The 12,826-nt window shown below is 62.3% G+C and carries 12 protein-coding genes; 8 read left to right on the forward strand and 4 right to left on the reverse strand.

Translation table 11 applies throughout. The features are described 5' to 3' along the window. Positions 1-41 precede the first annotated feature (41 nt). Positions 42-1,097 carry an AraC family transcriptional regulator gene (locus tag ACODSJ_RS13260; RefSeq protein WP_489102156.1) on the forward strand — a complete coding sequence of 352 codons (1,056 nt, stop codon included), beginning with the start codon at positions 42-44 and terminating at the stop codon, positions 1,095-1,097. Here ACODSJ_RS13260 and ACODSJ_RS13265 read toward each other — a convergent pair. After that, positions 1,054-2,508, reverse strand: a complete 1,455-nt coding sequence (locus tag ACODSJ_RS13265) for a TrkH family potassium uptake protein (RefSeq protein WP_489102157.1) — start codon at positions 2,506-2,508, stop codon at positions 1,054-1,056. The two genes, ACODSJ_RS13260 and ACODSJ_RS13265, sit on opposite strands and share 44 nt — an antisense overlap. Positions 2,509-2,627: 119 nt before the next feature. Between ACODSJ_RS13265 and ACODSJ_RS13270 the strand changes: the two genes are divergently transcribed. Continuing rightward, positions 2,628-3,197, forward strand: coding sequence for an NAD(P)H nitroreductase (locus ACODSJ_RS13270; protein ID WP_489102158.1), 570 nt, complete (start codon positions 2,628-2,630; stop codon positions 3,195-3,197). A gap of 208 nt (positions 3,198-3,405) precedes the next feature. Here the strand turns inward: ACODSJ_RS13270 and ACODSJ_RS13275 are convergent, their stop codons facing one another. The 3 genes from ACODSJ_RS13275 to phhA form a co-directional block, all read right to left on the reverse strand. Then, positions 3,406-4,599, reverse strand: a complete 1,194-nt coding sequence (locus ACODSJ_RS13275) for an amino acid aminotransferase (protein WP_489102159.1) — start codon at positions 4,597-4,599, stop codon at positions 3,406-3,408. Further along, entirely contained in the window at positions 4,599-4,955 is a 357-nt protein-coding gene (locus ACODSJ_RS13280) for a 4a-hydroxytetrahydrobiopterin dehydratase (RefSeq protein ID WP_489102160.1), read from the reverse strand. The genes ACODSJ_RS13275 and ACODSJ_RS13280 overlap by 1 nt, the downstream gene beginning before the upstream one ends. Positions 4,956-5,055: 100 nt before the next feature. Beyond that, on the reverse strand, positions 5,056-5,841 hold the full coding sequence (gene phhA, locus ACODSJ_RS13285) for a phenylalanine 4-monooxygenase (RefSeq protein WP_489102161.1): 786 nt from the start codon (positions 5,839-5,841) through the stop codon (positions 5,056-5,058). A 332-nt stretch (positions 5,842-6,173) separates the two neighbouring features. Here phhA and ACODSJ_RS13290 point away from each other — a divergent pair, with 332 nt between their 5' ends. The 6 genes from ACODSJ_RS13290 to flgJ all read left to right on the forward strand — a co-directional run bounded on the left by ACODSJ_RS13290 (position 6,174) and on the right by flgJ (position 12,821). Beyond that, positions 6,174-7,736 carry a sigma-54-dependent transcriptional regulator gene (locus ACODSJ_RS13290; protein ID WP_489102162.1) on the forward strand — a complete coding sequence of 521 codons (1,563 nt, stop codon included), beginning with the start codon at positions 6,174-6,176 and terminating at the stop codon, positions 7,734-7,736. A gap of 318 nt (positions 7,737-8,054) precedes the next feature. Further along, positions 8,055-8,792 (forward strand): flagellar basal body rod protein FlgF, encoded by a 738-nt coding sequence (locus ACODSJ_RS13295; RefSeq protein ID WP_489102163.1) that lies wholly within the window; start codon positions 8,055-8,057, stop codon positions 8,790-8,792. Positions 8,793-8,841: 49 nt separating this feature from the next. Beyond that, positions 8,842-9,627, forward strand: a complete 786-nt coding sequence (flgG, locus tag ACODSJ_RS13300) for a flagellar basal-body rod protein FlgG (protein WP_489102164.1) — start codon at positions 8,842-8,844, stop codon at positions 9,625-9,627. A gap of 52 nt (positions 9,628-9,679) precedes the next feature. Beyond that, positions 9,680-10,375, forward strand: coding sequence for a flagellar basal body L-ring protein FlgH (gene flgH, locus ACODSJ_RS13305; protein ID WP_260955472.1), 696 nt, complete (start codon positions 9,680-9,682; stop codon positions 10,373-10,375). Between the two features lie 60 nt (positions 10,376-10,435). After that, positions 10,436-11,506 carry a flagellar basal body P-ring protein FlgI gene (locus tag ACODSJ_RS13310; RefSeq protein WP_489102230.1) on the forward strand — a complete coding sequence of 357 codons (1,071 nt, stop codon included), beginning with the start codon at positions 10,436-10,438 and terminating at the stop codon, positions 11,504-11,506. A gap of 10 nt (positions 11,507-11,516) precedes the next feature. Beyond that, positions 11,517-12,821: a flagellar assembly peptidoglycan hydrolase FlgJ gene (flgJ, locus tag ACODSJ_RS13315; RefSeq protein ID WP_489102165.1), complete on the forward strand. Its 1,305-nt coding sequence runs from the start codon at positions 11,517-11,519 to the stop codon at positions 12,819-12,821. Positions 12,822-12,826 lie beyond the last annotated feature (5 nt).

A 12,826-nucleotide genomic window follows, 5' to 3' on the forward strand; every position in this document is an offset into this window, starting at 1 on the left:
ATCCAGCCGTACCCTGCGGCTCGTCATGCAAGTAAAACGTCATGGGCGAACGAACGACTTCTTCAAGCTGGGCGATGGGGATTGTCAAGGCGTTGGAAATGGACAGCCTGGATTGTCGTGCGCTGTTCAAACAGTTGGGGCTGGATTTCGACGCGTTGGAGGACCCGGACGCGCGGTTCCCCCAGGATTCGATGACGCGGCTCTGGCAACTGGCGGAGACCCTGTCGGGCAACCCGGCCATCGGCTTGAACATGGGCAAGGTGGTGCGCCCGGCGTCGTTCCATGTGGTGGGCTACGCCTTGATGTCCAGTCGCACGTTGATCGAAGGTTTCCAGCGGCTGGTGCGTTACCAGCGGATCATCGCCGAAAGTGCCGACTTGAGTATTCGCCAGATGGAAGAGGGCTACGGACTGATCCTCACCGTGCATGGCGACCATCTCCCGCCGACCCGGCAAAGTGCCGAAGCGTCCCTGGCCTGCGCGCTGGCCATGTGCAACTGGCTGACCGGACGCGCCCTGCACCCGGTCAAGGTGCTGTTCCAGGGTGCCGAACCCAATGATATGGAGCCTTATCGACAAGCCTTTCCCGCACCGCTGGTGTTTGGTGCTTCCTACGACGCACTGATTTTCCAGCGGGGTGACATGGAGGCGCCGCTGCCCACGGCCAACGAGGCCATGGCCGAGCTCCATGACCGTTTTGCCGGTGAGTACCTGGCGCGCTTTTCAGAAAGTCGTGTCACCCACAAGGTGCGGCAGGTGTTGTGCCGGCTGCTGCCCCAGGGCGAGCCCAAGCGCGAGGTGGTGGCCCAGAAGCTGCTTTTGTCCCAGCGCACCTTGCAGCGACGCCTTGAGGAAGAAGGCACCAGTTTCCAGAAGCTGCTGGACGACACCCGCCGCGAACTGGCCGAGCAGTATTTGGCGCGACCGACCATGACGCTGCTGGAAATCGCCTATCTGCTGGGGTTCGCCGACCCGAGCAATTTCTTCCGGGCCTTTCGTCGCTGGTTCGATACCACGCCCGGCGAGTACCGGGCGCGATGGCTGAACCAAGCCGTCAGTGACGCCAGAACGCCGGAATACACAACACGAACACCGTGATGATTTCCAGCCGTCCCAGCAGCATGCCGGCGGACAGGATCCACTTGGCAGCGTCCGGCAGCGGTGAAAAGTTGCCGGCCGGGCCAATGGTCTCTCCCAGGCCCGGGCCGACGCCGGAAACGGTACTGGCGGCACCGGTCAACGCCGTCATCCATTCCACGCCCAGCAGCGACAACAGCAGGGCGATCACGCAGATGGTGATGGCGAAGAAGAAGGAGAAGGTGAGGATCGAACGGACGATTTCCTCATCGAGACGGTGACCGTTGTATTTCTGCTTGATCACCGCACGGGGGTGAATCAGCTGATTGAGGTTGGCCCGAAGCAGGATGTAGGCGACCTGGAAACGGAAGATCTTGATGCCACCCGCCGTCGAGCCGGAGCAGCCGCCGACGAACCCCAGGTAGAAGAACAGCATCAGCGAGAAATTGCCCCACAGGCTGTAGTCCCCCAGGGCGAAGCCGGTGGTGGTGACGATCGAGGTGACGTTCAGCGCCACGTGGCGCAGGGCATCGAGCCAATGCAGGTCGGTGGTGGCCCAATACCAGGTGCCGAGCACCAGCCAGGTCACCAGCAGCACCGCGAGCAGCCCCTGTACCTGCTGGTCCTTGATCAGCGCCCGGCGATTGCCCCGCAGCATCGAGACGTACAAGGCGAACGGCAGGCTGCCCAGGATCATGATGACGATAGCGACCCAGTGCACCGCCGGCTCGGTCCATTTGGCCAAGGACAGGTCCGAGGTGGAGAAGCCTCCAGTGGAAATGGCCGACATCGAATGGTTGATGGCATCGAACAGGCTCATCCCGGCCCACCACAGCGCCAGGGTGCCGAGGATGGTGATGCCCACGTAGGAGGCGACGATCAAGCGCGCCACCATGTGGGAGCGGGGCATGACCTTCTCTGAACGGTCCGAGGATTCGGTCTGGAACAACCGCATGCCACCAATGCGCAGCAATGGCAGGATCGCCACCGCCATGCCGATGAAGCCGATACCGCCGAGCCAGTGCAGCAGCGAGCGCCACATCAGGATGCCCGGGGACATGCTGTCCAGGCCGCTCAGGACCGTGGCACCGGTGGCCGTGATCCCCGACATGCTTTCGAAAAACGAGTCGGTGTAGCTGATTTTCTGGGTCAGCAGGAAGGGCAGCGCGGCAAAGATACAGACCACCAGCCAACTGCTGACGGTCAGCAGGTACATGTCGCGCGGGCGCAGGTGGATGTGCTCCGGGCGCCCGGGCAGGACCAGGGCCAGGCCGGCGACGAAAGTGATCATGCTCGACCAGAGGAACGACGGCAGGTCCCGGGTGCGTTCGAAGATCAGCAGCGTGGCCATGGGCACGACCATGAAGATCGCCAGGGTGATCAGGAATATGCCGATGATGAAACCGATGATCCGCAGGGTCGGCAACGCCATGAAGTCCGCTCAGGCTGAAAGGGAAGGGCGCCATTCTACCCACGGTATGCCGCATGTAAACCGGCACCCGGCGCCGCTTGCGTCTAGAATAGCCGGACATTTTTTTCAGGAGGTGGCCGATGCAGGCTCTCGACGCTTTGCTCAACCGTGTTTCCATCCCGCGCCTGGTGGACCCGGCGCCGACGCCCGAACAACGCGAGGTCATGTTCGCCGCGGCGATGCGGGCCCCGGATCATGGTCAGTTGCGACCATGGCGTTTCCTGACGGTGGAAGGGCAAGCGCGGTATCGCCTGGGTGAACTGTTGGCCGAAGCGGCGCGCTTCAATGATCCGCTGGTGCCCGAAGCGGTTGTGGAAAAGGCCCTCAACGGGCCGTTGCGTGCACCATTGGTCGTGGTGGTAATCGCCCGCTTGCAGGACCATTTCAAGATCCCGAAATCCGAGCAATTGTTGGCGGCCGGCTGCGCCGCCCACGGCATCTTGCTGGCGGCTTATGCCCAGGGCGTGGGCGGTGTATGGCGCACCGGTGAGCTGGCGTACTCGCCTCATGTGGCCGAGGGGCTGGGCCTGGCCGATGGCGAGGAAGTGATCGGTTTCCTTTACCTGGGCACTCCGCAGAAGGAGGCGCGCATTGCGGCGAAGGTGGAGACGGCTGAGTTTGTCAGCGAGTGGACAGGGCTGGACGCATAACGTTTGACGTTGCTGCTGTGGTAAAGGGTTTATCTGTAATGAAGTTTATTTGTGGCGAGGGGATTTATCCCCGCTGGGCTGCAAAGCAGCCCTAAATACCGACACCTCGGTCTACTAGACGGATTGAGTTGATTGTCTTGGGGCTGCTTCGCAGCCCAGCGGGGATAAATCCCCTCGCCACAGGTTTATGTGTTTAGACAGGCGGCAATTACCTGCAAGCGTCCGCAATAGCCTCGGCCAGCAAGCCCAGGCGCGTGGCGTCGATGCCGGCCACGTTGGCCCGGCCGGTGCCGACCATGTACACACTGTGGCGCTCGCGCAGGTGCTTGACCTGTCTTGGCGTCAGGCCGGTGTAGGAAAACATCCCGCGTTGCACGCCGATATGGGCGAAACGCTCGCGCAGACCGTGGGGTTCGAGCGCTTCCAGCAAGCCATTGCGTAACAGGGCAATGCGCAGGCGCATGGCCTGGACTTCGTCGGCCCACAGGCTCTTGAGTTGTGCGTCCCCCAGGATCGTCGCCACCACTGCCGCGCCATGGTCCGGCGGCGTCGACCACAGGTTGCGGGCGATGTTGGCCAATTGGCTGCGGATATCCACGAGTTTTTCCGCATCCCCCGCACACACGATCAGCGCGCCGGTACGGTCGCGGTACAGCCCGAAGTTCTTCGAACAGGAACTGGTGACCAGCACTTCAGGCAGCGCCTGGGCAAACAGCCGGACCGCCCATGCATCCTGCTCCAACCCATCGCCGAAGCCCTGGTAGGCAAAGTCGATCAGCGGCAGCAGGTCGCGGCTACGAACCACGTCCAGGACCTGGTGCCATTGCTCATGGGACAAGTCGAAGCCGGTGGGGTTGTGGCAACAGGCGTGGAGCAATACCACGTCACCATTGGGCACTTGGGCCAGGGTGGCCAGCATCGCCTCGAAATCCAGGCGGTTATCGGCGCCCACGTAAGGGTAATGACTGACCTTGACCCCGGCGGCCGCGAAGATGGTTTCGTGGATCGGCCAGGTCGGGTTGCTCAACCAGACGCCGCGGCCCGGTAGGCACTGGGCGATGAAATCGGCGCTCAGGCGCAGGGCCCCGGTGCCGCCTGGGGTCTGGGTGGCGCCGGCGCGTTTTTCCTTGATCAGCGGCGAATCGGCACCCAGCACCAGTTCATTGATCAACAGGCCGAACACGGCGTCGCCATGGCCGCCAATGTAGGTTTTGGTGGCTTGGCCATCGACCAGTCGCTGCTCGGCCAGTTTCACCGACGCCAGAATGGGCGTCAGGCCCAGGGCGTCCTTGTAGACGCCCACGCCCAGGTCGAACTTGTTCGGATTGCTGTCCGCTCCATAGGCCTCCATCAGGCCGAGGATCGGGTCGCCGGGCACCCGGCCAATGGCGTCGAAATGCATTACTTGCGGCCCTCGGCGGTCTTGGCCACTTCATCGGTGCGGGCGGCCATGATGAAGTCGTTGCGGTGCAGGCCTTTGATGGAGTGGCTCCACCAGGTCACGGTGACCTTGCCCCATTCGGTGAGCAGGCCAGGATGGTGGCCTTCGGCCTCGGAGATCTCGCCGACGGCATTGGTGAACGCCAGGGCGTGCTTGAAGTTCTTGAACAGGAATACCTTTTCCAGCTGCATCACGCTGTCGCGCACTTCGATGTTCCAGTCCGGGATCTGCTTGATCAGGATCGGCAGTTCTTCGTCGCTGACTTGCGGGGCGTCGGCGCGGCAGGCTTCGCAATGGGCTTGGTTCAGAGTGTTCATGGTGTGTTTCCTGGATCGAATATTTGAAAAGCGTCGATGCACCCACGCTAAAGCAAAGCCGCGTTGTGCAACAGACTCAATTGGGATCAAAAGTCGCGGGTCACGCGGCCTTGGGTGGAAATTTCGGGGCGTGCAAGCCCAGTTCGCGACCACGCTTGACCATGCCCATGATGTCTTCGTGGGCCAGGTCAAACAGGCGCTTGAGCTCTGGCAGCACGAAATACAAGGGCTGCAGGATGTCGATGCGGTACGGCGTGCGCATGGCTTCCAGCGGGTCGAACGCCTGGTGCTCCGGCTCATTGGACAAGCAGTACACGGCTTCCTTGGGCGAGGACAGGATGCCGCCGCCATAGATGCGCCGGCCTTGCGGCGTTTCCACCAGGCCGAACTCGATGGTCATCCAATACAGGCGCGCCAGGTAGACGCGTTCTTCCTTGGAGGCTTGTAGGCCGAGTTTGCCGTAGGTGTGGGTGAATTCCGCGAACCAGGGGTTGGTCAGCAGCGGGCAGTGGCCGAAGATCTCGTGGAAAATGTCCGGCTCTTGCAGGTAATCCAGTTCTTCGCGGGTACGAATAAAGGTCGCCACCGGAAACCGCTTGCTGGCGAGCAATTCGAAGAACGTCTGGAAGGGGATCAGCGCCGGCACCCGGGCGACTTGCCACCCCGTGGTTTCGCCCAGCACTTGGTTGATTTCGCTCAGTTGCGGGATGCGGTCGTGGGGCAGGCCCAACTTGTCGATGCCGTCCAGGTATTCCTGGCACGCACGGCCTTCGATGACTTTCAGTTGGCGGGTGATCAGCGTATTCCACACTGCATGTTCTTCGGCGGTGTAGTGGATAAAACCTTGCGCATCGGGCTCTCGGGCCACGTACTGCGTCTGCTTCATGCTGCTCTCCTGCTGATTTCCCTCAAGGGGAAGACTGTTTGTTGTTATGTCCAGCGATGTATTAGAGATAGCGCGAAGCGGGGCCTTGTGCAGCGGGCCGGGCCGGGCGGAAAGGTGTGAAAGGGCGCTAGTTCGTAAGGTTTTCGTTACGATTGGTCTGGCGCTGCGCCGCTATCGGGATTTTCAGGTGGGAATCGGCCTGCAACTGTCACATAATCTTGACGGTTATTTGCGCAACGGGTCAGAAACCTGTGGCGAGGGAGCTTGCTCCCGCTGGGCTGCGAAGCAGCCCCTACTCTCATTGCTTGCACACATCTACATCGAGCCCTTTCATGCGCATCAAAGTCCATTGCCAGAACCGCATCGGCATCCTGCGGGACATCCTCAACCTGCTGGTGGAGTACGGCATCAACGTCGCCCGGGGTGAGGTGGGCGGCGAACATGGCAACGCGATCTACTTGCACTGCCCGAACCTGATCAACATCCAGTTCCAGGCGCTGCGTCCGAAATTCGAAGGAATCGCCGGTGTCTTTGGCGTCAAGCGCGTAGGACTGATGCCCAGCGAGCGTCGGCACATGGAACTCAACGCCTTGTTGGGCGCCTTGGAGTTTCCGGTGCTGTCCATCGACATGGGCGGCTCCATCGTCGCGGCCAACCGGGCGGCGGCGCAGCTGCTCGGCGTGCGGGTGGACGAGGTGCCAGGGATCCCGTTGTCCCGTTACGCCGAGGACTTTGACCTGCCGGAACTGGTGCGCGCCAACCAGTCGCGCATCAACGGGCTGCGGGTCAAGGTCAAGGGCGATGTGTTCCTCGCCGACATCGCCCCGCTGCAATCGGAGCACGACGACAGCGAAGCGATGGCCGGTGCGGTGTTGACGCTGCACCGGGCCGACCGGGTGGGCGAGCGCATCTACAACGTGCGCAAGCAGGAGTTGCGCGGCTTCGACAGTATTTTCCAGAGTTCGAAGGTCATGGCGGCAGTGGTCCGCGAGGCCCGGCGCATGGCGCCGCTGGATGCGCCGCTATTGATAGAAGGCGAAACGGGAACCGGCAAGGAGCTGCTGGCCCGCGCCTGTCACCTGGCGAGCCCGCGGGGCCAGTCGCCGTTGATGGCGCTCAACTGTGCCGGGCTGCCGGAGTCCATGGCCGAGACAGAATTGTTCGGCTATGGCCCCGGCGCTTTCGAAGGGGCCCGGGCCGAAGGCAAGCTGGGGCTGCTGGAGCTCACCGCAGGCGGGACGCTGTTTCTCGATGGGGTAGGGGAAATGAGCCCGCGCCTGCAAGTGAAACTGCTGCGCTTTTTGCAGGACGGCTGCTTCCGCCGGGTCGGCAGCGACGAAGAGGTCTACCTCGACGTGCGGGTGATCTGCGCGACCCAGGTGGACCTGTCCGAACTCTGCGCCCGAGGCGAATTCCGTCAGGATTTGTACCACCGCTTGAACGTTCTCTCCCTGCACATCCCGCCGCTGCGCGAATGCCTGGATGGCCTGATGCCGCTGGTGGAGCATTTTCTCGACCAGGCCAGTCGGCAAATCGGCTGTCCATTGCCCAAGCTGGTGCCGGCGGCCATGGATCGCCTCAAGCACTACCATTGGCCGGGCAATGTCCGACAGTTGGAAAACGTGCTGTTCCAGGCCGTTTCCCTGTGCGATGGCGGGACGGTAAAGGTCGAACACATCCGTTTGCCGGACTATGGCGTGCGCCAACCCCTTGGCGACTTTTCCCTGGACGGCGGCCTGGACGAGATCGTCGGACGCTTCGAGAAGGCGGTGCTGGAGCGGCTGTATTCCGAACACCCCAGCAGCCGACAACTGGGCAAGCGGCTGGGGGTGTCCCATACGACCATTGCCAATAAGCTGCGTGAGTATGAGGTGGGCAAGGAAGCCGGTGCGTGAATATAGGCATTTTCGTGGCGAGGGAGCTTGCTCCCGCTGGGCTGCGTAGCGGCCCTACACTTTTTGGCGATTGCTGCGCAATCGAGCGGGAGCAAGCTCCCTCGCCACAGGTATTCGCCTTTAAACCAAGTGTTGCCGTGAAGCGGCATCACACCGCCGGTTTTTCGACTTCGATACATTTCCCCCATTCCCTCTCGAACCCTTCAACCCCTTTGTTTACCGGGGTCTGATGCGCCAGAAAAAAGTTGGTCTGCAAATTGCTTATGGCTGTGCGACACAGCAGTGGGCGGCAAACGTCCGGCATGCAGAGGAACGACAGTGGACAAGTACCTTTATGTGGCAATGACCGGCGCCAGCCAGAACGCACTGGCGCAGCGGGCCCATGCCAACAACCTGGCGAACATCTCCACCAATGGTTTTCAAAAAGACCTGGAGCAGGCGCGCTCGATGCCGGTGTTCGGCGACAGCTTTCCGGCGCGGGCGTTTGCCATGTCCGAACGGCCTGCCACCGACTTCACCCCGGGTGCGCTGGTGGAAACCGGTCGTGACCTCGATGTGGCGGTCAGTGGGCCAGGCTGGATGGCGGTGCAGAATCCCGACGGCGGTGAAAGCTACGTGCGCACCGGCAGCCTCAACGTCGATGCGCTGGGCGTGCTGCGTGCCGGCAACGGCATGCCGGTGATGGGCAACGGTGGTCCGATCGCCGTGCCGCCGGAGCAGAAAATCGAAGTGGGCGAGGACGGCACCATTAGCATCCGCGCCATGGGCGAAGGCCCGCGGGTGATGGCGGAAGTGGACCGTATCAAGCTGGTCAACCCCGACCTCAAGAACATGAACAAAGGCCTGGACGGCTCGATCCGTACCAAGGATGGCCAGCCAGCACCCGCCGACGCCAGCGTGCGCCTGGTGTCGGGGTTCCAGGAAGCGAGCAACGTCAATGCCGTGGACGAGATGACTTCGGTGCTGGCCCTGGCCAAGCAATTCGAGCTTCACGTCAAGATGATGAACACCGCCAAAGAAGGCGACGAGGCCATGGCTCGGGTCTTGCAGATCTAACCATTAATTAAAGCGTCGCGCCGAAAAACAGGCGTACGAGGAGAATCGAATGCTTCCGGCTCTATGGGTTGCCAAAACAGGTCTGTCCGCCCAGGACACCAACCTGACCACCATTTCCAACAACCTGGCGAACGTCTCGACCACGGGTTTCAAACGTGATCGCGCCGAATTCCAGGACCTGCTGTACCAGATCAAGCGCCAGCCAGGTGCCCAGTCGACCCAGGACAGCGAATTGCCGTCGGGTCTGCAAGTGGGTACCGGTGTGCGCATTGTCGGCACCCAGAAGAACTTCACTGCCGGTAGCCTGCAAACCACCGAGCAGCCACTGGACTTGGCCGTCGACGGCCGCGGTTTCTTCCAGATCCTGCAGCCGGACGGCACCACGGCCTACACCCGTGACGGTACCTTCCATCTCGACTCCAATGGTCAGATCGTCAACGCCAGCGGTTTCTCCCTGGAGCCGGCCATCGTCATCCCGAACGATGCCCAGACCTTCACGGTCGGCCGCGATGGCACGGTGTCCGTCACCCTGCCGGGCAACCCGGCTTCCCAGGTGATCGGCAACCTGCAGACCGCCGACTTCATCAACCCTGCCGGCCTGCAAGCGGTGGGTAACAACCTGTTCCTGGAAACCGCTGCCAGCGGTGCGCCGCAAGTCGGCACCCCGGGCCTGAACGGTTTCGGCACCACCCTGCAGAACACCCTGGAAACGTCCAACGTGAGCACCGTGGAGGAGATGGTCAACATGATCACCACCCAGCGCGCCTACGAGATGAACTCCAAGGTGATCTCCACCGCCGACCAGATGCTCTCGTTCGTTACGCAGAATCTGTAATTACATCTATATGAGGCGGCCCTGGTCGCCTGCGACACCAAGAGGTAGGGTCATGAATCGCTTCGTATCTGTACTGGCACTGAGTGGAATCACCGCGCTCGCCGGCTGCGTCGGGCCAACGCCAAGGCCCAATGACCCGTACTACGCTCCGGTGTTGCCGCGCACGCCGTTGCCGGCCGCCGCCAACAATGGCGCAATCTACCAGGCCGGTTTCGAGCAGAACCTGTACACGGACCGCAAGGCCTTCCGGGTCGGTGACATCATCACCATCACCCTGAACGAGCGGACCCAGGCCAGCAAGGACGCCAATGCGCAGATCGACAAGACCAGCAAGACCAGCGTTGGCCTGACGTCGTTGTTCGGCTCGAGCCTGACCACCAACAACCCGATCGGCAGCAATGACCTGAGCCTCAACGCCGGCTATGGCTCCGACCGTGCTACCAAGGGCGACAGCAAGTCCGGCCAGAGCAACAGCTTGACCGGTTCGATTACCGTGACCGTCGCCGACGTGCTGCCCAACGGCATCATCGCCGTGCGCGGCGAGAAGTGGCTGACCCTCAACACCGGTGACGAGCTGGTGCGCATCGCCGGCATGGTTCGTGCCGACGACATTGCCACCGACAACACGGTGCCGTCGACTCGTGTGGCCGATGCGCGCATCACCTACTCCGGTACCGGGGCCTTTGCCGACGCGAGTCAGCCGGGCTGGTTCGACCGTTTCTTCCTCAGCCCGAAGTTCCCTTTCTAGGTGGCCCAGTTGAATCTCAAGCGGTTGACTCTTAAACAGCTGTTGGTCGGCGCGTTGGTGATGGCGGCAGCTTTCAGCGCTCAAGCCGAGCGCCTGAAGGACATCGCCAGCATCTCCGGCGTGCGTTCCAACCAACTGATCGGCTACGGCCTGGTCGTGGGCCTGAACGGCACCGGTGACCAGACCACCCAGACGCCATTCACTTTGCAGACCTTCAACAACATGTTGTCGCAGTTCGGCATCAAGGTGCCGGCCGGTTCCGGCAACGTGCAGTTGAAGAACGTCGCGGCAGTGTCGATCAGTGCCGATCTGCCGGCGTTCGCCAAACCTGGCCAGCAAGTGGATGTCACCGTTTCGTCCATCGGTAACTCCAAGAGCCTGCGTGGCGGCACCTTGTTGCTGACGCCCCTCAAGGGTATCGATGGCAACGTCTACGCCATTGCCCAGGGCAACCTGGTGGTGGGCGGTTTCGATGCTTCGGGTGCAGACGGTTCGAAAATCACCGTCAACGTTCCGTCAGCCGGTCGTATCCCGGGTGGTGCCTCGGTGGAACGTTCGGTGCCGAGTGGGTTCAACCAGGGCAACAGCCTGACGCTGAACCTCAACCGTTCCGACTTCACCACTGCCAAGCGTATCGTCGACAAGATCAACGACATGCTCGGCCCTGGCGTGGCCCAGGCCATCGACGGCGGCTCGATTCGCGTCACCGCGCCGCTGGATCCGAGTCAGCGGGTCGACTATCTGTCGATCCTGGAAAACCTCGAAGTCGATCCGGGCCAGGCGGTGGCGAAAGTCATCATCAACTCGCGCACCGGCACCATCGTGATCGGCCAGAACGTCAAGGTTTCGCCGGCCGCCGTGACCCACGGCAGCCTGACAGTGACCATCACCGAAGACCCGATCGTCAGCCAGCCTGGGCCGTTGTCCAACGGCCAGACTGCCGTGGTACCGCGTTCGCGGGTCAGTGCCGAACAGGAAGCCAAGCCAATGTTCAAGTTCGGCCCGGGCACTACCCTGGATGAAATTGTCCGGGCGGTGAACCAGGTCGGCGCGGCGCCGGGCGACTTGATGGCGATTCTCGAAGCCCTTAAGCAGGCCGGCGCGTTGCAAGCCGATCTGATCGTGATCTGAGGGGCTGGCCATGGATATGCGCAAGGGCGCTTTGGTCAGCGGCGATTCGGGTTCCTACTCGGACCTGAACCGTCTGAACCAGCTCAAGGTTGGCGACAAGAACAGCGACGGCAACCTGCGTAAAGTGGCGCAGGAATTCGAGTCGCTGTTCCTCGGCGAAATGCTCAAGTCCATGCGCTCGGCCACCGAGGCCCTGGGCAAGGACAACCCCATGAACACGCCCGAGGCCAAGCAGTACCAGGAAATGTACGACCAGCAGTTGGCCGTTTCCATGTCCCGCGAGGGCGGTGGTATCGGCCTGGCTGATGTGCTGCTGCGCCAGATGTCCAAGAACAAACCCCTGGCGCCCGGTGAGGCCGCCAAGTTGTCGGCGGCCAAGCAGCAGGAGGCGCTCGACAAGGCGGCCAATGCCGCGGTCCCTACACCGGTGGCGGCTGGCACGCTGCCCACCCATGGTCCGTTGTCGCGCGTTAGTGGCGAGCGTCCGCTGTGGGCTTCGCGCGCCGTGAATGCGCCGCAAGGGGCCGAAGGTATCCACCGTAACGACAGGGAACTGCTCAACCAGCGTCGCCTGGCCCTGCCGCCGAAACTGGCCGATCGCCTGCTCGCCGGGTTGGTGCCTTCGGCGTCGACCAACAGTGATGCATCGGCGCAGAACCTGCTGCCGGACCGTGCCGTCAACGCGTCCACGCCTGCCTCCGGTGCGCTGGGCAACGGCGACTGGCTGGCCGCGCTCAAGGCGTCCGAGTCGAAAGGGGATGTGCAGGTGTATGGTCGTGCCGTGGCCCAGCCGCCACTGGCGCCGGCCCGCAAGGTCTTCCGCGATGCCGACGAATTCGTCAACGCCATGCTGCCGATGGCCAAGGAAGCCGCCGACCGCATCGGCGTCGACCCACGTTACCTGGTGGCCCAGGCCGCCCTGGAAACCGGTTGGGGCAAGTCGGTCATGCGCCAGCCCGATGGCAGCAGCAGCCACAACCTGTTCGGCATCAAGGCCAGCCAGAACTGGAAAGGCGATTCGGCGCGGGCGATCACCAGCGAATTCCGCAACGGCCAGATGGTCAAGGAGACGGCCGAGTTCCGTTCCTACGCATCGTATCGCGACAGCTTCCATGATCTGGTCAATCTGCTGCAAAGCAACAGTCGCTATCAAGATGTTCTGAAGTCGGCCGATAACCCGGAACAGTTTGTACGCGAGCTGCAGAAGGCCGGTTACGCCACCGACCCGCACTACGCCAGCAAGATTTCGCATATAGCCCGGCAGATGACGAGTTCCCAGAACTACGCCGCTGCAGGCGCCACCACGACTTTATAAGGTCT

This window comes from Pseudomonas sp. FG6 (assembly GCF_057809015.1).